26 protein-coding genes, 3 tRNA genes and 1 pseudogene are annotated in these 20,387 nt (G+C 67.1%); 13 read left to right on the top strand and 17 right to left on the bottom strand.

Annotated features, from left to right (window positions below; genetic code table 11):
- Positions 1 to 52 precede the first annotated feature (52 nt).
- Positions 53 to 403 (top strand): hypothetical protein, encoded by a 351-nt coding sequence (locus tag ACTWP6_RS08275; RefSeq protein WP_260757186.1) that lies wholly within the window; start codon positions 53 to 55, stop codon positions 401 to 403.
- Between the two features lie 16 nt (positions 404 to 419).
- Here the strand turns inward: ACTWP6_RS08275 and ACTWP6_RS08280 are convergent, their stop codons facing one another.
- Complete coding sequence (locus ACTWP6_RS08280; RefSeq protein ID WP_260757185.1) at positions 420 to 1,373, bottom strand: helix-turn-helix transcriptional regulator; 954 nt, start codon at positions 1,371 to 1,373, stop codon at positions 420 to 422.
- Between the two features lie 62 nt (positions 1,374 to 1,435).
- Here ACTWP6_RS08280 and ACTWP6_RS08285 point away from each other — a divergent pair, with 62 nt between their 5' ends.
- Entirely contained in the window at positions 1,436 to 1,972 is a 537-nt protein-coding gene (locus ACTWP6_RS08285) for a DinB family protein (RefSeq protein ID WP_443187348.1), read from the top strand.
- A 1-nt stretch (position 1,973) separates the two neighbouring features.
- Positions 1,974 to 2,579: pseudogene (locus ACTWP6_RS08290) on the top strand (DinB family protein).
- Between the two features lie 94 nt (positions 2,580 to 2,673).
- Here the strand turns inward: ACTWP6_RS08290 and ACTWP6_RS08295 are convergent.
- Complete coding sequence (locus ACTWP6_RS08295; RefSeq protein ID WP_443187417.1) at positions 2,674 to 3,270, bottom strand: TetR/AcrR family transcriptional regulator; 597 nt, start codon at positions 3,268 to 3,270, stop codon at positions 2,674 to 2,676.
- Between the two features lie 135 nt (positions 3,271 to 3,405).
- Here ACTWP6_RS08295 and ACTWP6_RS08300 point away from each other — a divergent pair, with 135 nt between their 5' ends.
- From ACTWP6_RS08300 to ACTWP6_RS08310, 3 genes are all read left to right on the top strand, one after another.
- Positions 3,406 to 4,416 carry an oxygenase MpaB family protein gene (locus ACTWP6_RS08300; RefSeq protein WP_443187349.1) on the top strand — a complete coding sequence of 337 codons (1,011 nt, stop codon included), beginning with the start codon at positions 3,406 to 3,408 and terminating at the stop codon, positions 4,414 to 4,416.
- Positions 4,417 to 4,481: 65 nt separating this feature from the next.
- Positions 4,482 to 4,799, top strand: coding sequence for a hypothetical protein (locus tag ACTWP6_RS08305; protein WP_260757181.1), 318 nt, complete (start codon positions 4,482 to 4,484; stop codon positions 4,797 to 4,799).
- A 74-nt stretch (positions 4,800 to 4,873) separates the two neighbouring features.
- Entirely contained in the window at positions 4,874 to 6,229 is a 1,356-nt protein-coding gene (locus tag ACTWP6_RS08310) for an ABC1 kinase family protein (protein ID WP_443187350.1), read from the top strand.
- Between the two features lie 3 nt (positions 6,230 to 6,232).
- On the opposite strand, the gene ACTWP6_RS08315 is transcribed toward ACTWP6_RS08310, so the two are convergent.
- Positions 6,233 to 6,364: a hypothetical protein gene (locus ACTWP6_RS08315; RefSeq protein WP_443187351.1), complete on the bottom strand. Its 132-nt coding sequence runs from the start codon at positions 6,362 to 6,364 to the stop codon at positions 6,233 to 6,235.
- 156 nt (positions 6,365 to 6,520) lie between these two features.
- Between ACTWP6_RS08315 and ACTWP6_RS08320 the strand changes: the two genes are divergently transcribed.
- From ACTWP6_RS08320 to ACTWP6_RS08330, 3 genes are all read left to right on the top strand, one after another.
- Positions 6,521 to 7,423 carry an alpha/beta fold hydrolase gene (locus tag ACTWP6_RS08320; protein ID WP_443187352.1) on the top strand — a complete coding sequence of 301 codons (903 nt, stop codon included), beginning with the start codon at positions 6,521 to 6,523 and terminating at the stop codon, positions 7,421 to 7,423.
- A gap of 107 nt (positions 7,424 to 7,530) precedes the next feature.
- Positions 7,531 to 8,400 (top strand): cyclopropane mycolic acid synthase family methyltransferase, encoded by an 870-nt coding sequence (locus ACTWP6_RS08325; protein ID WP_260757178.1) that lies wholly within the window; start codon positions 7,531 to 7,533, stop codon positions 8,398 to 8,400.
- A gap of 143 nt (positions 8,401 to 8,543) precedes the next feature.
- Positions 8,544 to 9,440 (top strand): cyclopropane mycolic acid synthase family methyltransferase, encoded by an 897-nt coding sequence (locus ACTWP6_RS08330; RefSeq protein ID WP_443187353.1) that lies wholly within the window; start codon positions 8,544 to 8,546, stop codon positions 9,438 to 9,440.
- Between the two features lie 69 nt (positions 9,441 to 9,509).
- Here the strand turns inward: ACTWP6_RS08330 and ACTWP6_RS08335 are convergent, their stop codons facing one another.
- Positions 9,510 to 11,090 carry a PE-PPE domain-containing protein gene (locus ACTWP6_RS08335; protein WP_443187354.1) on the bottom strand — a complete coding sequence of 527 codons (1,581 nt, stop codon included), beginning with the start codon at positions 11,088 to 11,090 and terminating at the stop codon, positions 9,510 to 9,512.
- 128 nt (positions 11,091 to 11,218) lie between these two features.
- Between ACTWP6_RS08335 and ACTWP6_RS08340 the strand changes: the two genes are divergently transcribed.
- The gene (locus ACTWP6_RS08340; RefSeq protein ID WP_260757175.1) at positions 11,219 to 11,518 is read left to right on the top strand and encodes a hypothetical protein; all 300 of its coding nucleotides are present in this window, start codon (positions 11,219 to 11,221) and stop codon (positions 11,516 to 11,518) included.
- Positions 11,519 to 11,896: 378 nt separating this feature from the next.
- Here ACTWP6_RS08340 and rplA read toward each other — a convergent pair whose 3' ends face one another.
- From rplA to ACTWP6_RS08395, 11 genes are all read right to left on the bottom strand, one after another.
- Positions 11,897 to 12,604, bottom strand: coding sequence for a 50S ribosomal protein L1 (gene rplA / locus ACTWP6_RS08345; RefSeq protein WP_260757174.1), 708 nt, complete (start codon positions 12,602 to 12,604; stop codon positions 11,897 to 11,899).
- 64 nt (positions 12,605 to 12,668) lie between these two features.
- On the bottom strand, positions 12,669 to 13,097 hold the full coding sequence (rplK, locus tag ACTWP6_RS08350) for a 50S ribosomal protein L11 (RefSeq protein WP_260757173.1): 429 nt from the start codon (positions 13,095 to 13,097) through the stop codon (positions 12,669 to 12,671).
- Between the two features lie 54 nt (positions 13,098 to 13,151).
- A complete protein-coding gene (gene nusG / locus ACTWP6_RS08355; RefSeq protein WP_260757172.1) occupies positions 13,152 to 13,967 on the bottom strand; it encodes a transcription termination/antitermination protein NusG in 816 nt (271 codons plus the stop codon).
- A 37-nt stretch (positions 13,968 to 14,004) separates the two neighbouring features.
- Positions 14,005 to 14,460, bottom strand: a complete 456-nt coding sequence (gene secE, locus ACTWP6_RS08360; protein WP_260757171.1) for a preprotein translocase subunit SecE — start codon at positions 14,458 to 14,460, stop codon at positions 14,005 to 14,007.
- A 103-nt stretch (positions 14,461 to 14,563) separates the two neighbouring features.
- A tRNA-Trp gene (locus ACTWP6_RS08365) sits at positions 14,564 to 14,636 on the bottom strand.
- Between the two features lie 125 nt (positions 14,637 to 14,761).
- On the bottom strand, positions 14,762 to 15,289 hold the full coding sequence (gene hadC / locus ACTWP6_RS08370) for a (3R)-hydroxyacyl-ACP dehydratase subunit HadC (RefSeq protein WP_260757170.1): 528 nt from the start codon (positions 15,287 to 15,289) through the stop codon (positions 14,762 to 14,764).
- Between the two features lie 14 nt (positions 15,290 to 15,303).
- On the bottom strand, positions 15,304 to 15,732 hold the full coding sequence (gene hadB / locus ACTWP6_RS08375) for a (3R)-hydroxyacyl-ACP dehydratase subunit HadB (RefSeq protein WP_443187355.1): 429 nt from the start codon (positions 15,730 to 15,732) through the stop codon (positions 15,304 to 15,306).
- Entirely contained in the window at positions 15,719 to 16,198 is a 480-nt protein-coding gene (hadA, locus tag ACTWP6_RS08380; RefSeq protein ID WP_260757169.1) for a (3R)-hydroxyacyl-ACP dehydratase subunit HadA, read from the bottom strand. The genes hadB and hadA overlap by 14 nt, the downstream gene beginning before the upstream one ends.
- A gap of 16 nt (positions 16,199 to 16,214) precedes the next feature.
- A complete protein-coding gene (gene rpmG / locus ACTWP6_RS08385; RefSeq protein WP_003929651.1) occupies positions 16,215 to 16,382 on the bottom strand; it encodes a 50S ribosomal protein L33 in 168 nt (55 codons plus the stop codon).
- Positions 16,383 to 16,421: 39 nt separating this feature from the next.
- Positions 16,422 to 16,495 (bottom strand) — tRNA-Met (locus ACTWP6_RS08390).
- 49 nt (positions 16,496 to 16,544) lie between these two features.
- Positions 16,545 to 16,617 (bottom strand) — tRNA-Thr (locus ACTWP6_RS08395).
- Positions 16,618 to 16,759: 142 nt separating this feature from the next.
- Between ACTWP6_RS08395 and ACTWP6_RS08400 the strand changes: the two genes are divergently transcribed.
- Complete coding sequence (locus ACTWP6_RS08400; RefSeq protein WP_443187356.1) at positions 16,760 to 17,485, top strand: MBL fold metallo-hydrolase; 726 nt, start codon at positions 16,760 to 16,762, stop codon at positions 17,483 to 17,485.
- 23 nt (positions 17,486 to 17,508) lie between these two features.
- Here ACTWP6_RS08400 and ACTWP6_RS08405 read toward each other — a convergent pair whose 3' ends face one another.
- Positions 17,509 to 17,643, bottom strand: a complete 135-nt coding sequence (locus ACTWP6_RS08405; protein ID WP_260757156.1) for a hypothetical protein — start codon at positions 17,641 to 17,643, stop codon at positions 17,509 to 17,511.
- Between the two features lie 167 nt (positions 17,644 to 17,810).
- On the opposite strand from ACTWP6_RS08405, the gene ACTWP6_RS08410 reads away from it, so the two are divergent.
- Positions 17,811 to 18,512 carry a crotonase/enoyl-CoA hydratase family protein gene (locus ACTWP6_RS08410; RefSeq protein WP_443187357.1) on the top strand — a complete coding sequence of 234 codons (702 nt, stop codon included), beginning with the start codon at positions 17,811 to 17,813 and terminating at the stop codon, positions 18,510 to 18,512.
- 18 nt (positions 18,513 to 18,530) lie between these two features.
- Here the strand turns inward: ACTWP6_RS08410 and ACTWP6_RS08415 are convergent, their stop codons facing one another.
- Positions 18,531 to 19,634, bottom strand: coding sequence for an NAD(P)/FAD-dependent oxidoreductase (locus ACTWP6_RS08415; RefSeq protein ID WP_260757153.1), 1,104 nt, complete (start codon positions 19,632 to 19,634; stop codon positions 18,531 to 18,533).
- A gap of 78 nt (positions 19,635 to 19,712) precedes the next feature.
- Here ACTWP6_RS08415 and ACTWP6_RS08420 point away from each other — a divergent pair, with 78 nt between their 5' ends.
- Complete coding sequence (locus tag ACTWP6_RS08420) at positions 19,713 to 20,336, top strand: DUF3060 domain-containing protein (protein ID WP_443187358.1); 624 nt, start codon at positions 19,713 to 19,715, stop codon at positions 20,334 to 20,336.
- Positions 20,337 to 20,387 lie beyond the last annotated feature (51 nt).

Below are 20,387 nucleotides of genomic sequence, written 5' to 3' on the forward strand. Positions count from 1 at the left end.
GCGGCGACCAGGTACGAAACGCTCGCTGACCCGTGACTGAAGGAGATTGCCGATGACCGCCCCCTCCCGAGCCCTCGCCCGCACCGCGAAAGTGCTCGGAATAGCAGCTATCGGCGCGTTCGGCGCGGCCGCGTTCATCGGCCTTGGCGCAGGCTCGGCAGAGGCGGACGTTCGGAAGGTGGCCCCCGGCCCGACCGTGAAGAGCCGGCAGGCCTCGGAGAACTCCGTGATCCGGATCAACGACTTCGGTGTCGCGCGCGGCATCTCCGAGGCGCGCGTCGCCGACGCCGGGATCGTGCACGCGCAGGGCGAGGTCCGCGACAGCACCAAAGCGGTCCAGGGCAGCAAGTCCCGGCCGTTCCGCGGCGGCTTCCCGACCGGCCCGGCCATCGGGGACTGGTGATCTGACGGGCTGACCGTCATCTGCGGGCCGCGCGCGCGATCCGGTCCGCCACCACCCGCACCGCGGCGATGACCTCGGGCGGTTCCAGCACCTCGAAGTCGCAGCCCGGCATGGCCAGCCACGGCACCATGCGTTCAGGGTCGTCGGCGCCGGTGGTCAGGATGCACGCGTACGGCCCGTCGGACTGCACGGTCACCGACGCCGCGGGGAACACCCGAGCGACCGCGTCCCGCGGGGCGAAGTACCGCACCCGCGCCACGTACGGGTAGGGCGACGACGAGATCGCGTGCTGCACGTAGGCGGCGGCGTCGGGCGCTTCCCGCGGCGTGAACGTCGTTCCCACCGCGTGCACGTCCGACATCCGGTCCAGCCGCAGGCTGCGCCAGTCGTCGCGGTCTCGGTCAAAGCACAGCAGATACCAGCGCCGCCCGGTCGTCACCAGCTGATACGGCTCCAGCCGCCGCCGGGTCACGTTCCCGCGGACGTCCACGTAGCCGGCGGTGACGTGCTCGTGGTCGCGGCTGGCGCGCGCGAGCGTCATCAGCACGTCGGGCTCAACCGGGGTGTCGGTCGCCGATCCCAGCGTCACCGTCGTGTCGTGGACAGCGGCGACCTGCGAGCGCAGCCGCGCCGGCATCACCTGATCCAGCTTGCTCAGTGCCCGCAGCGCCGACTCGCCCACCCCGGCCACGCTGCCTCCCGCAGCCACCCGCAGACAGACCGCCATGGCCACGGCCTCGTCCGGGTCGAGCAGCAGCGGCGGCAGCGCGGCGCCGGCGCCGAGCTGGTAGCCGCCGCCGTGCCCGGTGCTGGCGTGCACCGGATAGCCCAGCTCCCGGAGCCGGTCGACATCGCGCCGCACGCTGCGCGTCGTCACCCCGAGCCGCTCGGCGAGTTCCTCGCCACTCCACACCCGGCGCGACTGCAACAGACCCAGCAGCTGCAGTGTCCGGCCGGTCGTCTCCGCCATGTCGACAGTCTGCCTCAGTTGTAGGACAGAAACTGTCCTCAATGGCTGCCAGGGTGTACTCCATGAGCACCGACGTCGCTTCCTCCCTGGCCGAGCAGCTCGACTGGCACTGGACCCGTCAGCTCCGGCCCCGCCTCGACGGCCTCACCGACGAGGAGTACTTCTGGGAACCGGTGCCCGGCTGCTGGACCGTGCGCAGGGACGGCGCGCGGCTGTTTCCGGACTTCGCGTATCCACCGCCGCGGCCTGAGCCGTTCACCACGATCGCCTGGCGGATGGCACACGTGATCGTCGGCGTGCTCGCGATGCGCACCCACTCACATTTCGGCGGCCCGCCGGCCGACTACCAGACGTGGGACTACGCCGCGGACGCCGAGACCGCACTGCGCCAGCTCGACGACGCGTACCGCGGCTGGACGTCGGGCGTGCGCGCCCTCACCGACTCCGACCTCGCCGCGCCGTGCGGCCCCGCCGAGGGTCCGTACGCCGACGAGCCGATGGCGACGCTGGTGCTGCACATCAACCGCGAAGTGATCCACCACGGAGCTGAAATCGCTTTGCTCCGTGACCTTTTCATCCACACCTCCAAGGAGAACTGATATGCCTGCCATGCCCCCTCCGATCGCCGACGAGCGAGCCGGACTCACCGAGTACCTGCGCGCGCAGCAGTATGCGTTCCACGCGATCGCGTACGGCCTCACCGACGCCCAGGCGCGGTCCAAGCCGTCGGTGAGCGCGATGTCGATCGGCGGGCTGATCAAGCACGTCACCTTCTGCCAACGCGGCTGGATGGAGCGGGTGGCCGCCGCGCCGCACATGTGCGAGAGCGACACGCGTCCGATTCAGGATCAGGCCGCCGATTACGACGACCAGTTCGTGATGCGCGACGACGAGACCCTCGCCGACCTCCTGACCGCGTTCGACCGGCAGAACACCTAGACGCTGCACCTGTTGCAGACATGCGACCTCGGTGCGGCAGTACCCATTCCGCAGCAGGTGCCGTGGTTTCCCAAGGATGTGCCAGCCTGGTCGGTGCGCTGGGTGTTCTTCCACATGATCGAGGAGCTCGCCCGGCACGCCGGCCAGGGCGACATCATCCGGGAGAGCATCGACGGCGCCACCCTGTACGAGTTGGTCGCCGGGCTGGAGGGCTGGCCCGAGACCGAGTGGCTCAAGCCGTTCACCCCGGCGTCTTCCCCAGCCTGACTGACGAGCCGCCCTTCTCAAGCGCCGAAATCGCATTCCACGCGCGTCAAGTCGCCGAATCATCGCGCTGGGTGCAATTTCGGCGGCAGAGGAGTTAGCGCAGCACGAGCCGCAGCGCGTAGCCGACCACGGCCTCGAGGTCGTCACCGAGGTGCCCCGCCAGCCACTGCTGGGCGAGTTCGGCCATCGCGCCGGTGTACATCGCGGCGCCCACCACCGCAGCCGTCGGGTCGGAGTCGGGGTGCAGCCGCCACCCTTCGGTCAGCACCGCCTCCCGCAGCAGATCCTGGGTGGCGGCCCGTCGCGCCGTCAGCACCGGGTTGGCCCGCGCATCAGTGAACAGCACCCGTCCGCGACGCGGGTCGGCGGAACTGAAGTGCAACACCGCGGTCATCCCCGCGCGGGTGCGCGCGGGCAGGGACTCTCCGGCCCGGGACATCGCCTCCTCGACCACCGCGGCGAGTTCGGCGCTCACCCGGTCGTACACCGCGCCCAGCAGGTCGTCGGTGTCACGAAAGCTCTCATAGAAGTAACGGGTGTTCAGCCCGGCCTCCCGGGACACCGAGCGCACCGACACCGCGGGCTCACCGCCGTCGCCGAACAGCCGGAACGCGGCTTCGACGAGCAGCGCGCGACGCTCGGCCCGTCGGTCGGCCAGCGACACACCCGCCCACCTCGTCGGGCTCGCCACCGGAATGGCCGCCGGCGGGGTCGCCGCCGATCTGGACGGGGCATTGGACACCGCTACAGCGTAGTGGTTCTGGCCACAGGCGTACCCAGACGATATTCTGGGCACACCCGTGACCAACTTTTCGGAGGCGCCCGAATGTTCCTGCCGCATCAGATCGCCCAGCAGGCCGTGCAGAACGTGGTGGACAAACGGTTCGACCAGGACATCCGTCGGCACTTCTTCAAGGGGATGGACTTCGCCGGTCCGCTCGGCGATCCCGGCTGGTTCGGGCCCGGCAGCGCCGTCTGGCACGTGCACTCGCACATGGAGGCGCTGGTGTTCGGACTGCAGTGCGCGGCGTTCATCGAGCGTCTCGACCCGTCGATCTACTGGATGGGCATCCACCACTCGCGCCTCGTCAAGCCGGAGTCCAGAGACGATCCGATGCCCGAGATCGACCCCAAGGGCGCGCTGGTCCGGCTCGGCCATTCGGTCGCGTTCTTCATCGGCACCGCCTACGGCTCGACCGCGACCGCGGAACGCCTCGCGCTGGCGGTGCGCTCGATGCACCACACCGTCAAGGGAACCCGTCCGGACGGCGCCAGGTACGACGCCGACGACCCCGAGTGGCTGCGCTGGAACTACGCGACGGTGGTGTGGGGTATCGCCACCGCCCACGAGCTCTACCACCCGCAGCCGCTGCGCGGTAAGAAGCTCGACCGCTACTACGGGGAGTTCGTTCGGGTCGGGCACGCGCTCGGCGGCACCGACCTGCCCACCACCAAGGCCGAGACACTGGACTGCCTGAAGTCCTATCTGCCCAAGCTGGCGGTCACCTACGGCACCGCGATGGCCACCGGCCCGAATCTGCCGCTGCCGCAGGCCGCACTCAACTGGGCGATGCGCGACGCGATGCCGTCCTGGGCGAAAGGCCTGATCCAGCATCGCGATCCGAACATCCTGGAGCGCACGGCGCGGCGCGCCATGGTGTGGTCTGTCATCAACGGATTGCACGCCGCATCGGGCCCGGTCCCGGAATTCGAACAGGCCAGAGCGCGCGTCACCGACGGTCTCGACCCGGAGCTGGCGCCGCACACACTGCCGTCCTACCGGCCGGGCGACGATCCGGTGCGGACCCGGACCGAACTCGAAGACGCCTTCGCCTGAGCGCGGCACATGGGTTAGCGTGAGTGAGGGCCGGGGGGCCGAACCAGTCACCGAGGGGGAGATCGATGCGAAAGTTCCTCGCCGCGGGCTGTACCGCAGCCACGCTCACCGCCGCAGCGTTGGGAATGGCCAGCGCCACCGCGCAGCCCGAGCCGATGGAAATGCCCTCGTTCGAGGGCATGACGCTGCAGACCGCCAAGGAGATGTTTTCCGGGATCACCGGTCGCGAACTCGGCACCAGGGTCATCAACACCACCGCGCACACGCCGATGAACCCGGCGACGTGGGAGGTGTGCGGTCAGAAACCCTCACCGGGGGCCAAGCTGACCGACAGCACCTCCGCCGCGGTCGCCGTCGCCCCGCCCGGCATGTGCGCCGCCTGAGCGACGCGCTTTCTGCCGTGTGACCTGATCCACAGCTTTTTCGCCCGCCTCGCGGCTTTTGAGACACTGCAGAGATGACTGCACCGCGGAAACCATCCCACCGCGACGTTGCCAGGCTGGACCGGGTACCGCTTCCGGCCGAGGCAGCCCGCATCGGAGCGACCGGCTGGCAGATCACCCGGACCGGCGCGCGCGTCCTGACCAAACTCACCGGACGCGGCTCTCTTGCGCAGAAGATCGTCAAAGAGGTCCCGCAGGCATTCGCCGATCTCGGACCCACCTACGTCAAGTTCGGCCAGATCATCGCATCCAGCCCGGGTGCCTTCGGTGAACCACTCAGCCGCGAGTTCCGCAGCCTGCTGGACCGGGTGCCGCCGGCCGACACCGACGCCGTTCACAAACTGTTCAGGGAGGAACTCGGCAACGAGCCGCAGAATCTGTTCAAGTCGTTCGACGAGAAGCCGTTCGCGTCGGCCTCCATCGCCCAGGTCCACTACGCCACCCTGCACACCGGCGAGGAGGTGGTGGTCAAGATCCAGCGGCCGGGCATCCGCCGCCGGGTCGCCGCCGACCTGCAGATCCTCAAGCGCGGCGCCCGCCTGGTCGAGTTCGCCAAGCTCGGGCAGCGGCTCTCCGCGCAGGATGTGGTAGCCGATTTCGCCGACAATCTGGCCGAGGAACTCGACTTCCGGTTGGAGGCGCAGTCGATGGACGCGTGGGTCGCGCACATGCACGCCTCCCCGCTCGGCAAGAACATCCGGGTGCCGCAGGTGTACTGGGACCTGACCAGCGAGCGGGTGCTGACGATGGAGCGCGTGACGGGTGTGCGCATCGACGACGTCGCCGCGATCCGCAAGAAGGGGTTCGACGGCACGGGGCTGGTCAAGGCGCTGCTGTTCAGCGTGTTCGAGGGCGGCCTCCGCCACGGCCTGTTCCACGGCGATCTCCACGCGGGCAACCTGTACGTCGACGACGACGGCAAGATCGTGTTCTTCGACTTCGGCATCATGGGCCGCATCGACCCGCGCACCCGGTGGCTGCTGCGCGAACTGGTGTACGCGCTGCTGGTCAAGAAGGACCACGCCGCCGCGGGCAAGATCGTCGTGCTGATGGGCGCGGTCGGGACCGTCAAGCCCGAAGCCGAGGCCGCCAAGGACCTGGAGAAGTTTGCCACCCCGCTGACACTGAAGTCGCTGGGCGATCTGAGTTACGCCGAGATCGGCAAGCAGCTCTCCGCACTTGCCGACGCGTACGACGTGAAGCTTCCGCGCGAGCTGGTGCTCATCGGCAAACAGTTCCTTTACGTGGAGCGCTACATGAAGCTGTTGGCGCCGAACTGGCAGATGATGAGCGATCCGGCGCTGACGGGGTACTTCGCGAACTTCATGGTGGAGGTCAGTCGCGAGCATTCCGACGAACTGGAAACCTGACCGCTATCGCGCCCGCACGCTGAGCATGTCGGTGACGTCGGTCCAGTCCATGTTCGCGACGCGGGCAAACCGGTGCTCCATGCCGTACCGGTTCCACGACGTGCCGAAGCACGACTCGACGGCGACTTCGGGCAACAGCTCACCGGCCTCAGCCGGCCGCGCAAAACGCTACACGGGCAGGCGCACTCTCACATCTCTTTCCTCACGGGGTACCTGCTGTTCGCCGCAGATGTCACACATTGTCATAGTGGTAAGCGGGCACATGAACAGCGACAAGACACTGGAGGTTTGGTGGAGGTCCGGGTAGGGACGGCGAAGTCGGGTGAGCTGGACATCCACTACGAGGACATGGGCGACCCGAACGACCCGGCCGTTCTCCTGATCATGGGCCTGGGCGCCCAATTGCTGTTGTGGCGCAAGGGTTTCTGCGAGAAGCTCACCGACCAGGGCCTGCGGGTCATCCGGTTCGACAACCGCGACGTCGGCCTGTCCAGCAAGCTGCCCCACCACCATTCCGGTGCCCCGCTGGTGCCGCGGATGGCGCGGTCACTGGTCGGGCTGCCGAGCCCCGCCGCGTACACGCTCGAAGACATGGCCGACGACGCGGCGGCGCTGCTCGACCACCTGTCCATCGACAGCGCGCACGTGGTGGGCGGGTCGATGGGCGGCATGATCGCCCAGATCTTCGCCGCCCGCCACCAGGTCCGTACCAGATCGCTCGGGGTAATCTTCTCCAGCAACAACCAGGCGGCACTGCCGCCTCCCGGACCACGCCAACTCGCCGCGATTCTGCAGCGCCCCAAGGGTTCTGATCGCGAGGCGGTCATCGAGAACGCGGTGCGGGTGGCCCGGATCATCGGCAGCCCGGGTTATCCGGCGGCCGAGGAGCGGCTGCGCGCCGATGCGATCGAAGGGTACGACCGCAGCTACTACCCGGCCGGGGTCGCCAGGCACTTCGCCGCGATCCTGGGCAGCGGCAGCCTCCGGCGCTACAACCGGCAGACGACCGCGCCGACGGTGGTCATCCACGGCAAGGCGGACAAGCTGATGCGGCCGTCGGGCGGCCGGGCCGTCGCCCGGGCGATCCCCGGCGCCCGCCTCGTGTTGTTCGACGGCATGGGCCACGAATTGCCCGAGCCCCTGTGGGACGACATCGTCGGAGAACTGAAGACCACGTTCGCCGAAGCTCCCTGACTTTCGCGTCAAAGCACGTTCGGTGAAGTGCGCGTAGCATCCTCGGCAGGGCACGACGCGCCGTCTTACAGGAGATTCTCTTCGGGCTGTGTCCGGGGAAGGCCGTCTTGGCCTCGAAACGCAATCTCACGCCTCACTTCGACGACGTGCAGGCGCACTATGACCTCTCGGACGAGTTCTTCCGCTTGTTCCTCGATCCGTCCCAGACCTACAGCTGCGCGTACTTCGAACGCGAGGACATGACTTTGGAGGAAGCGCAGCTGGCCAAGGTCGATCTCGCACTCGGAAAACTCGGTCTGGAGCCGGGAATGACGCTGCTGGACGTCGGCTGCGGCTGGGGGTCGGTGATGATGCGCGCCGTGGAGTCCTACGACGTCGACGTCGTCGGACTGACGCTCAGCGCGAACCAGAAGGCTCACGTCGAGCGGCTGTTCGCGGAATCAGGCGACAGCAGACGCAAACGCGTCCTGCTGACCGGCTGGGAGCAGTTCGACGAACCCGTCGACCGCATCGTCTCGATCGGCGCGTTCGAGCACTTCGGGTTCGACCGCTACGACGACTTCTTCGCCATGGCCGCCCGGGCACTGCCCGAGGACGGCGTAATGCTGCTGCACACCATCACCGCGCTGACGATGCCCCAGATGACCGAGCGCGGGATGCCGCTGACCTTCGAGGTGGCCCGGTTCGTGAAGTTCATCCTGACCGAGATTTTCCCCGGTGGTCGGCTGCCGTCCATCGAGAAGGTCGAACAGCATGCGAGACCAGCGGGTTTCGACCTCACCCGCACGCAGTCGCTGCAGCCCCACTACGCGCGCACGCTGGACTGCTGGGCCGCGGCTCTGCGCTCGCGCCGGGACGAGGCGATCGCGGTGCAGTCAGAAGAGGTCTACGACCGGTACATGCACTACCTGACGGGCTGCGCAAAGGGCTTCCGGGTGGGCTACATCGACGTCAACCAGTTCACCCTGGCCAAGTAGCGCGGGCCTGCGGGTTGGCTCCCGTGCCACGCCGAACGCTAGTCTGATGCCTTCAGGACGCGTGTTTGCAGAAGCGCCGAGCCGCGTCTTCGGTACGGTCTTGCACAGTTGATATGGACCGGAAGCGGCGAAGCAGGGGAAATATGTCTGACCAATCCAGCGGCACGAAGGATCTGACGCCTCATTTCGAGGACATCCAGGCTCACTACGACCTGTCCGACGACTTCTTCGGTGTCTTCCAGGACCCGACCCGTAAGTACAGCTGTGCGTACTTCACCGGGCCGAATGTGACCCTCTCGGAAGCACAGATCGCCAACGTCGACCAGCACCTCGACAAGCTCGACCTCAAGCCCGGCATGACGCTGCTCGAGGTGGGCTGCGGCTGGGGCCTGACCCTGCAGCGCGCGATGGAGAAGTACGACGTCAACGTCATCGGCCTGACCTTGTCGAAGAACCAGAAGGCCTACTGCGATCAGCTGCTGGGCAAGCTCGACTCCGAACGCACGTTCGATGTCCGGCTGGAGGGCTGGGAGCAGTTCCACTCCCCCGTCGACCGCATCGTGTCCATCGAGGCGTTTGAGCACTTCGGCTTCGAGCGCTACGACGACTTCTTCAAGATGTGTTACGACGTCCTGCCCGAGGACGGCCGGATGACGATCCAGAGCAGCGTCGGGTACCACCCCTACGACCTGGCCGAACGCGGGAAGAAGCTGACGTTCGAACTGGCCCGGTTCATCAAGTTCATGATCACCGAGATCTTCCCCGGCGGCCGTCTGCCCACCACACAGATGATGGTCGAGCACGGCGAGAAGGCCGGATTCGTGGTGCCTGAGACGATGTCGCTGCGCAACCACTACATCAAGACGCTCGGCATCTGGGCCGACCGCCTTGAGGCCAACAAGGACGCGGCGATCGCGGCGACCGACGAAGAGAACTACCAGCGCTACATGCGTTACCTCAAGGGCTGCCAGTACTACTTCATCGACGAGTCGATCGACGTCAGCCTCGTCACCTACCTGAAGCCGGCCGTCGCCGCCTAGTCAGACCGCAGAGCCGGACAAGAAGAATCCCCCGCACGCCTGAATGCGGGGGATTCCTCCTGTCGGCCCTCAGGCCGCGGCCGGTGTGCCGGTGTCGGCGGTCTCGGTCTCGGTGTCGGCGGTCTCGGTCTCGGTGTCGGCGGTCTCGGTGTCGGGGTCGGCGGTCTCGGTGTCGGCGTCGGTGGCATCCTGGTCTGCGTCGTCGATGTCCACCGCATCGTGGTCGACGGTGACCTCGTCCTCGTCGATCACCGTCTCGTCGTCGGTGACTGTTTCTTCACCGGTGGTGACTTCGTCCTCGTCGATCACCGTCTCGTCGCCGGTGGTCTCGTCGCCGGTGGCGGTCTCCTTCCCGGTACCCGCGGCTTCTTCCTCCACGGTGCCCTCCGTGACGGCAGTCTTTCCGACGTCGGTCTGGATGATCGTCGACCGGCTCTGCGATGCGATCGCCGCGGCGGCGTCTTCGGTGCTCTCGCCGACGTCCGGCGACTGCACCTCATTTTTCGGGATGAAGTTCTGGATGAAGGCCTCGACGCCCTTGACGGCGGCCACCACCAGGTCGACACCGACCTTGAGCCAGTTCTGGAAGAGGTTGAACGGCAGTATCGTCGAACCCCGGCTCACCGCCGGATTGCCGCTCCAGTCGTAGCCGAGGTCGACCAGCTCCCGCAGTACCGGTTCAGCCAGGTCGATGAACGGCTTGGCCAGCCAGCCGAGCCCCGCCGAGTCGGCCAGCGAGCGGACGAGATCGGTGAGCGGCAGGCTCGTCGCAGGGATCATGATGTAGCTGTTGCCGAAGTCGTCGAAGCGACAGTTGCCGGGGTTGACCCCACAGTCGAGCTGCGGCGCCAGGGTCTGGTCGGTGTAGCCGTACGGCATCGGCAGGTCATCTTCGGCGTTCGGCGCAAGGTAGTACCCGTGCACCGTGTCGAACGCGGCGATCATGTTCGCGATGGCGAACAGGTTCCCCCAGTAGCGGGGGGCGTAGACTACCGGGTCGTATTCGAAACCTATTGTGGTGGTCGCGATTCCGGTATCGGTCGGCATGGGCGGTTCGAAGGACAGGTCGAGGATCGGCACGGGATCCCCAAGCAGGAAGCGCAGCCAGGCCAGCCGCTGCCACAACCCGCCGTCGGGATTCTGGATCCCTCCGATGGTGACGACCTTGAGCCGGTCTTTCACGGCGTCGGGAAGATCGCGACCGGCGATTTCGGCCAGCGCGTTGGCGACCACGGCGCCGCCCTGGGAGTACCCGAAGATGTAGACGTCCTCGTCGGAGTCCCCGAGGAACGGATCCAGCGCCGCCATCAGGTGGTCGACGCCTTCGTCGACCGAGACGTCCCACTTCTCACACCGGCCCGGAACACACCACCCCGGAAGAAAGGACATCGGCCAGAACGAGGCGGGATACGGAATGCCGACCAGATCCGGATCGGCACAGTCGGTGGTGCACACCAGCGGTCCGATGTACCGGCTCCAGGCGTTCTCTCGGTAACCCTCGATATCGGGGTCCGGTGTCCCGGTGCCCGGCACGATCAGCGCCGTGGCGCCGTACGCCAGCGCCGATACGAAGGCGGAGGCGACGCCCAATGCCATGACAGTGACGAAGGAGACGATGACGAGCACCAGTGCACGGGCCTGAGAACGCACGTGACAACGATCACATACCGCGGGCCACGTCGGCGGCGATTTTGCGATCTCGCCAGACCCCGATCCGGCCGCAAAGCATAGGGAAATTCCCGATTCGTCCCCATCGGACGTTCGCTTACCGTCGGAGCATGGCCGACGTGCGGGGTGCGACGAACTTTCTCGCGGAGTGGTATCTGCCCGATCTCGCCGAGACGACGGTCGACGACATCGTCTCGCGGCTCGACGCGGCCACCGCCGCCGTCTCGGATGAAGGCAGGCGTGTCCGGCTGGTGGTGACGCTGTCGGTCCCCACCGACGAGGTGCTCTACGGCGTGTTCGACGCCGAGTCCCCCGATGCTGTCGGCGCCGCCTGCCGGCGCGCAGGAGTCCCCCATCAGCGGTTATCCACACACGTGGTGGCCCGCTTCGTCAGCACCGGAGCAGCCTAAAGGCACGCAGTGCCAATACTTTGCCCCCCGCGTTCACTCCTCGGGCGCTCCGGCGCCGGTCCCACACTGTGGCCCGTGAAAGCACTGGAAGATCCCACTTCTGGCCGTCGGTGAAATTTTCTTGACGATCGATTACCGAATTGACGGCCACGGTGCTATGTTGCTGCGCGAGGGTGCTCTTCGGTCGTCGTCGCGGTAGGCCAGGGGGACACCGTCGACTTCTGGCCGAGATGCCCGGGTCTCCGTTCGTGGGGGACGGCACTCCGGCAGGGCCAGGAAGCCGGCGACCGAGGAGCACTCTCAGAAGCCAAATACCAAGAAGCCCCGCACCGGACAGGTGCGGGGCTTCTTGTCGAGCGTGGTCGGATCCGGCTCCGCCTACTCCTCCGTGAAATTCCGGGTCACCGCCGGGTCGACCGGGATTCCGGGGCCCGTGGTGGTGGAGACGACGACCTTCTTCAGGTAGCGGCCCTTCGACGAGGACGGCTTGGCGCGCAGCACCTCGTCGAGCGCGGCGCCGTAGTTCTCGGCGAGCTTCTTCTCGTCGAACGACGCCTTACCGATCACGAAGTGGAGGTTGGCCTGCTTGTCGACGCGGAAGTTGATCTTGCCGCCCTTGATGTCCGCGACGGCCTTGGCCACGTCCGGGGTCACCGTGCCGGTCTTCGGGTTCGGCATCAGACCGCGGGGGCCGAGGATACGGGCGATGCGGCCGACCTTGGCCATCTGGTCCGGCGTCGCGATCGCCGCGTCGAAGTCGAGCATGCCGCCCTGGATCTGCTCGATCAGGTCGTCGCTGCCGACGATGTCGGCGCCGGCGGCCTGCGCCTGCTCGGCCTTGTCGCCGACGGCGAACACGGCCACCCGCGCGGTCTTACCGGTGCCGTGCGGCAGGTTCACGGTGCCGCGGACCATCTGGTCGGCCTTGCGGGGGTCGACACCGAGCCGGATCGCGACCTCGACGGTGGCGTCCTGCTTCTTCGACGACGTCTCCTTGGCCAGCTTCGCGGCCTCCAGCGGCGTGTAGAGCCGGCTCCGGTCGACCTTCTCGGCGGCTTCCTTGTAAGCCTTGCTGTTCTTGCTCATTGATTTCTCCTTAATTCAGAAGTTGTGGTGCGGGCCGATGCCAGCCCTTCCACGGGATGCGGTCCTACTCGACCGTGATCCCCATCGACCGGGCGGTGCCCGCGATGATCTTGGCGGCCTGATCGATGTCGTTGGCGTTCAGGTCTTCCTTCTTGGTCTCGGCGATCTCACGCACCTGATCCCACGTCACCTTGGCGACCTTGGTCTTGTGCGGCTCGCTCGAACCCTTCGGCACCCCGGCGGCCTTGAGCAGCAGCTTGGCGGCGGGCGGGGTCTTCAGCGCGAACGTGAAGCTGCGGTCCTCGTAGACGGTGATCTCCACGGGGATGACGTTGCCGCGCTGCGACTCGGTCGCGGCGTTGTACGCCTTGCAGAACTCCATGATGTTGACGCCGTGCTGGCCGAGCGCGGGTCCGACCGGCGGGGCGGGGTTGGCCTGCCCGGCCTGGATCTGCAGCTTGATCAGCCCGACGACCTTCTTCTTCGGGGGCATGGCTGTGCTTTCTCTCTTCTCTCGTTCTATTCGAAGTGCGGCTTGGGGCCCGCGTTAAATCTTGGCGACCTGGTTGAAGGTCAGTTCGACCGGGGTCTCACGTCCGAAGATCGACACCAGCACCTTGAGCTTCTGCTGTTCGGCGTTGACCTCGCTGATCGACGCGGGCAGCGTCGCGAACGGGCCGTCCATGACGGTGACGGACTCGCCCACCTCGAAGTCGACCTCGATGACGGGCCGCTCGATGCCGCCGGTCTCCGACGCCGCAGCCGCGGCGGACGACGCGGCCGCCTTGCCGGGCTTCTTGGCCGCGGCGGGCGGCAGCAGGAACTTCACCACGTCGTCGAGCGACAGCGGCGACGGCCGCGACGTCGCGCCGACGAAGCCGGTCACGCCGGGCGTGTTGCGCACCGCGCCCCACGACTCGTCGTTGAGCTCCATACGGACCAGGATGTAGCCGGGCAGCACCTTGCGGTTGACCTGCTTGCGCTGGCCGTTCTTGATCTCGGTGACCTCTTCGGTGGGCACCTCGACCTGGAAGATGTAGTCGCCGACGTCCAGGTTCTGCACGCGGGTCTCGAGATTGGCCTTCACCTTGTTCTCGTAACCGGCGTAGGAGTGGATCACGTACCACTCGCCCGGCTGCAGCCGCAGCTCCTTCTTGAGCGCGACAGCCGGATCCTCGTCCTCGGCGTCCTCGCCAGCCGCCTCGGCGACATCGTCATCGGCACCTTCAGCGGCGGGTGCGGCGTCCTCGTCGCTGCCCACGGCCTCGGCGTCGGCACCAGCGCGAACCTCGGCGTTGGTCTCGTCGACGTCGATGGTGTCGACGGTGTCGCCCGAAGGCGCTTCGCCGTCGAAGCTAGTCACGTGTTCAGTCCTCTCTCACTGTCTGCCTGGCCCGCGGTCAGCCGAAGATCCAGGTCACGAGCTTGGCCAGGCCCAGGTCCACGCCGCCGATCAGCGCCACCATGAACACCAGGAACAGCAGCACGACCGTCGTGTAGGTCACCATCTGCTTGCGGTTGGGCCAGATGACCTTCCGCAGCTCGCCGACAACTTCCTTCAGGTAGTTGAGGACGAACAGGAACGGATTACGGGACGGGCCGTCCTTGGGCTTCCGGGCCGTTTTCTTCTTGGCCTTGGGCCCCTTGCCGCCGTCCTTGGAATCAGAAGCCTCGGTGTCGGGCGCCTGCTCGGTGTCCGTGTCGGCGCCCTCGGTCCCGGCCGGGCGCCGCGACCGCTTGCCCGTGGGACGCAGCGGACGCGTCACGACCGCGGTCTGGCCGCGGGTGTCACCGTCGTCGGTCTGTGCGCCGCTGTCGGTGTCAGCGGAGCTGACACCGTCGCGCTCGTCGCTCACCGCATGCATCCCATCTGATCGTCGTCTGATCGTCGTTTCATGTCGACACCCTCCAGTATCCAGACCCGGCGGGTGACCACACTTGTCGAGTATTCAGTTTGAGCAGGGGCGACAGGACTTGAACCTGCAACCTGCGGTTTTGGAGACCGCTGCTCTGCCAGTTGAGCTACGCCCCTTCACGGGTCCCTTGAGGCCCACACAATTCGCGCGCTCCCCGTTCGGTCGATCTGAGCCGACGGACAGCGCGCTTAACTGGGAAAACCCCGGACGCCCGAGTGTAGCGCGCCGGGGTCCCGAGTTACTAATCCACGTCCTCCAGGTCGTGCTGGACGGGCTTGCGGACCACCTGGCCGGTTTCGGGATCCCAGCCGGCCGAGATCGAGTTGTCGCCCTCATGGCCCATCAAGGTCGTGAACGCCTCCATCACGACCTCACCGTGCTGGTTGGTCAGCACGTTGCGCGTGGTCACGATGTCGGCGCCGAAACGCTCGGTGACGGTCTCGATGTGCATGACACCGGTGACCTCGTCGCCTTCTTTGATGTGCTGATGAAACAGGAACTTCTGGTCCACCTGCACGATCTGCATGGTTTCGAAGCCGACGTCGACGTGCTGGAAGAAGTGCCGCTGGATCATCACGGCGAAGATCGACAGAAACGTCGGCCCGGCGACCAGACCCGGATGACCGAGCGCGGCGGCGGCCTCCACATCGTGGGACGCCGGATCGGTGGCCTTGACCGCCTTCGCGTACTGGCGGATCTGCTCGCGGCCCACCACGTAGGGATCGGGGTACTTGTAGACCATCCCGCGGATGTCTGTCTTGAGTGCCATGGTCCGAAACCTGCCTATGCGAGCTTCGCGACAGCGACGGCGCGGCCGAAGATCTTCTTCCCACCGGCGGTGGCGCTGAGCGCGATCGTGACCGACTTGGACTCGGGATCAACCGATTTCACCCGGCCGTTGAACACGATCTCGGCGCCTCTGCCGTCGTTGGGGACGGGTACGACGGCGGTGAAGCGCACGTTGTACTCGGTGACCGCGGCCGGATCACCTACCCATTCGGTCACGTAGCCACCGCCCAGACCCATGGTGAGCATGCCGTGCGCGATCGCGGTGTCCAGACCGACCTGCTTGGCGATCTCGTCATCCCAGTGGATCGGGTTCAGGTCGCCGGACACGCCCGCATAGTTGACCAGGTCGGCCCGTGTGAGCGGGATGACCTTCTCGGGCAGCTGATCGCCGACGTTGACCGAACTGAACTCACGCAGTGCCATCTGAAAAGCCACTCTCTCCGTCTTCTTCGCTACGCCCCGCCAGGGTTGTGTAGGACTCCTGCACAACGTCGCCGTTGCGATTGCTGACGACGTTCTTGGTGACGATGATGTCGGTGCCGTGGGCCTGGCGCACCGAGTCGATCCACACGTCGCAGAACAGCTCGTCACCGGCCTTGATGGGGCGGACGAACTTGAGGACCTGGTCGACCTGGACGATCTGCGCGTCGGTGATGCCGATCCCGGCCGCGGCGAACATCGCCGACTGGGCCTGATAGCCGAACACCGAGATGAAGGTGAGCGGGGCCAGCAGCGCGTCGTAACCCAGGTCCGCGGCGGCCTGCTCGTCGAAGAAGGCGGGATCATCGTTCTTGACCGCGGTCGCGTACTCGCGGATCTTCTCTCGCCCCACGACGTAGTGGTCGGGATGACGGAAGTGCGTCCCGACGTATCCGTCCAGAAAAGACACGGTCCAGTCGCGTCGCTTAGCGCGACTCTTTGTGCGCCTGGTGCTTGCCGCAGTTCGGGCAGAACTTCTTGATCTCGAGCCGGTCGGGATCGTTGCGGCGGTTCTTCTTGGTGATGTAGTTACGGTGCTTGCACACCTCGCAGGCCAAGGTGATCTTGGGCCGTACGTCAGTACTGGAGGCCACGTCAGTCGTCCTTCGTTAAACGTTCGTACTCGTCTTGTGTAGCGGTGGGGGGGCTCGATCCCCCGACCTCACGATTATGAGTCGTGCGCTCTAACCAGCTGAGCTACACCGCCCCGGACGGATCCGGGCCGACGCACACGGTCGCTCCGCCCTTCTCCACCGAGCCCCCTAACGGAATCGAACCGTTGACCTTTTCCTTACCATGGAAACGCTCTGCCGACTGAGCTAAGGGGGCCTTCGCTCGCTGAAGTGCCGCGAGCCTTAAAGAGGGTACATTCTCTGCGTTTACCGCGCCAAACCGCTGGTCATAACCGCTGTTAGACCCCGAATCGGGGCTGCTCGCGGCGGCGCGGGCCGGCACTGCCTACGCTGACTTCATGGCTGCCACGGACCACACCGACCGCCTCTACTTCAGACAGCTGCTGTCCGGCCGGGACTTCGCGGCCGGAGACATGATCGCCCAGCAGATGCGCAACTTCGCCTATCTGATCGGCGACCGGGAGACCGGCGACACCGTCGTCGTCGATCCGGCCTATGCGGCCCAGGATCTGGTCGACGCCGTGGAGGCCGACGGCATGCGGCTGTCCGGCGTGCTCGTCACCCACCACCACCCCGACCACGTCGGCGGGTCGATGATGGGTTTTGAACTCAAGGGTCTGGCCGAGTTGCTGGAGCGGGTCAGCGTCCCGGTTCACGTCAACGCCCACGAGGTGGACTGGGTCGCGCGGATCACCGGCATCGCCCCCAGCGAGCTGACCTCGCACCAGCACGGCGACAAGGTGTCCGTGGGCGACATCGAGATCGAACTACTGCACACCCCGGGCCACACCCCGGGCAGCCAGTGCTTCCTGCTGGACGGACGGCTGGTCGCCGGCGACACGCTGTTTCTCGAAGGATGCGGCCGCACCGACTTTCCCGGCGGCAACGTCGACGACATGTTCCGCAGCCTGCAGGCGCTCGCGCAGCTGCCCGGTGATCCGACCGTGTTCCCCGGGCACTGGTACTCCGCCGAGCCGAGCGCATCGCTGTCGCAGGTGCGCAACACCAACTACGTCTACCGAGCGAGCAACCTCGACCAATGGCGCATGCTGATGGGTGGCTGACGACCGGTTTCCCGGGCCGTCTACTACTTGAACGCCGAGCCGATCCCGCACTCCCACAGCCCCAGCTTCGGGACGCCACCGTACGGTCGCTCCCGGCGGCGCCGGGCACGCCGTTCCGACTCCACCAGCTCCGCAGGCCGATTCCGCTTCGCACGCATGGCTTCCTCCTCAGGTCTGGGCGCGATACCCCCCTCAAGCACCGCGCCTGCTGTCGACGCTACGAATGCGTGTCGGCGCCGGACCGCGTAGTCGGCTACCTGTTTCCGGCCCGTCGCCGGCAATCCCGGCTACGTAGTGGCGCGTGGCCCGCTGTTAGGTTCGAGCCATGACCAGCAGCGTCTCCTACGAACTCGCACACTCCGTGGCCACCATCACCCTCGACGACGGCAAGGTGAACGTGCTCGGGCCCGCGATGCAGGCCGCGATCAACGAAGCGCTCGACCGCGCCGAAGCCGACAAAGCCAAGGCTGTGGTGCTCGCCGGGAATTCGCGGGTTTTCAGCGGCGGCTTCGACCTCGCGGTGTTCCAGTCCGGTGAGGCCGCCGCGGCGCTGGGCATGCTCTCCGGCGGCTTCGAACTGTCGATGCGCACACTGACGTTCCCGGTCCCGGTGATCATCGCGGCCACCGGCCCGGCGATCGCGATGGGTTCCTTCCTGCTGCTATCGGCCGATCACCGTGTCGGTCAGCCGAAGTCGCGCTGCCAGGCCATCGAGGTGGCCATCGGCATGACCATCCCGATCTCGGCGCTGGAGATCATGCGAATGCGGCTGACCCCGGCGGCGTTCGAACGGGCTGCCGCGCTGGCGGCGACGTTCGCCGGTGACGAGGCGATCGCAGCGGGCTGGCTCGACGAGATCGTCGAGGCCGACCAGGTACTGCCCCGCGCCCAGCAGGTCGCTGCCGAGGCGGCCGCCACCCTGCACACCGGCGCGCACCTGGCCACCAAGCTCAAGGCGCGCAAGGCTGCCCTCGATGCCATTCAGGCCGGAATCGACGGCCTGGCAACGGAATTCACGCTGGGATGACCCCCGCCGGGCGGACGTTCACGAAGCAGGACTGGATCTGACGTCGAGCGTGCCGACCACCCGACCGCCGGCCGCGTACACGACGGAGAAGCCGCCGTCCTTGTCCGTCACCGTCGACGTGTCGTAGCCGTCGCCCCAACCCCGGTATGTCAGCACGAAATCCCCGATCCGGCAGGTGAATCCGGGCACCGTGTTCCAGACAGCGGGCCGGCCCGCCGCCGTGAGCCCGGCGACGAGCCCCTGTTGGGTGGCGTCCCGCCAGTGTTCCGCGACGATCGGCCGTCCCGCCGCGACGTTGTGCGCGATCGTGACATCCCCTGCGGCATAGACGTTGCGCACCGATGTGCGCATGTGTTCGTCGACCACCACCCGGCCCCGACGGAGCGCCAGGCCCGCGTCGGCGGCCAGTCGGATGTCGGGGCGCACTCCGGTGGCCGCGACCACCACCTCCCCGCCGGCCCGGTCCCCCGACGACAGCGTCACCCCGGCGTCGTCGACCGCGGTCACCGTCGTCGACAGCACCACTCGCACACCGGCATCGGAGAGCATCTCGACGACGCGCTTGCCGACCTCGACCCCGAACCGGCGCTGCAGCGGCACCGATTCGGGCACCACCACGGTGGTCGCCGGCCCGAGCCCGGCCAGGCGGGCGGCGGCCTCGCAACCGACCAGCCCGCCGCCGATCACCACCGCGCTCGACGCGTGCCGGGCGGCCATCTTCAGCGCCACGGCGTCGGAGAAGCTACGCAACCGTTGGGCGCGATGCCCGCCGGGAACGTCCAGCGGCACCGCGGCCGCGCCGGGTGCGAGCACCAGATGCCAGTACGGATATCGGGCGCCGCCGGTCGTGACCACCTCCCGGGCGTCGACGTCGATGTGCTCGACCGTGACCCCCAGCAGCAGGTCGATGTCGTGGCGCCGGAACCAGCCGGCGCTGTGCAGGTCCAGATCCGTGTGCCCGCACCCGAGAAACTCCTTGCTCAGCGGCGGTTTCGCGTAGGGCAGCGCCGGGTCGGCCGACACGATGCGCACCGGGATGCGCGGATGCCTGCTGCGGAACGTCTCGGCCGCGCTGACGCCCGCGGGTCCACTACCGATGGCCAGGAACCCGGGTGCCACCATGGGCTGGGGATACCACTTCGGCCGGTCGTCCAATCCGAACCGTTGAGCCGCGCTGACCTGGTGTGCGAGCATCTGCCCATGGAGCCGTTCGGGGACCCTGAAGCCCGTATCCGGGATCTGGAGCGGCCCCTCGCCGATCAGGCCCGGGCCAACGAGCTCGGCGCACAGCCGAACCTCTACAACGGTTCGCCGTACTACGCTCCCCCGCAGCGAGTGGTGCACAAGCGCCCGCACAGCACCGCGCTGTGGCTGATCCCGGTCGCGCTGGTCGCCGTGATCGCCGGCGCGGTCGCCGCCGCGGTGATGTTCTTCGACACCGCCGACTCGGACGGCCGCCCGGTGCCGATCGCCGGCGGGGGCGGACCCCTCGACCCGCCACCGGGTCTCGGCGCGCAGACCCGTATCGACTCCACCGAGCAGATCGTGACGGTGGAAGCCGGCAGCTTTCTGAGCATCGGCGGCGTCGAAACCAGGCGGACGGTCATCTGCCAGGACGGCACGGTGAGCGTCTCCGGCGTGCGCAACGTCATCGAGATCCAGGGTGGCTGCCTGCTGGTCAACGTGTCGGGCGTCGAGAATTCCGTGACCATCGAGTCCGCGGGGTCTGTTCACGCATCCGGTTTCGACAACCGCGTGACCTACCGCTCCGGTGACCCCGAGATCTCGAAGTCAGGGGTCGGCAACGTCGTCGAACGGGGCTGAGGCCGTCTCCCCCGCGATCCCGTGGGCGACCGCCGCCGTCGTAGGCTGACC

The sequence above is a fragment of the Mycobacterium sp. 4D054 genome (assembly GCF_052245755.1).
Classification (GTDB): domain Bacteria; phylum Actinomycetota; class Actinomycetes; order Mycobacteriales; family Mycobacteriaceae; genus Mycobacterium.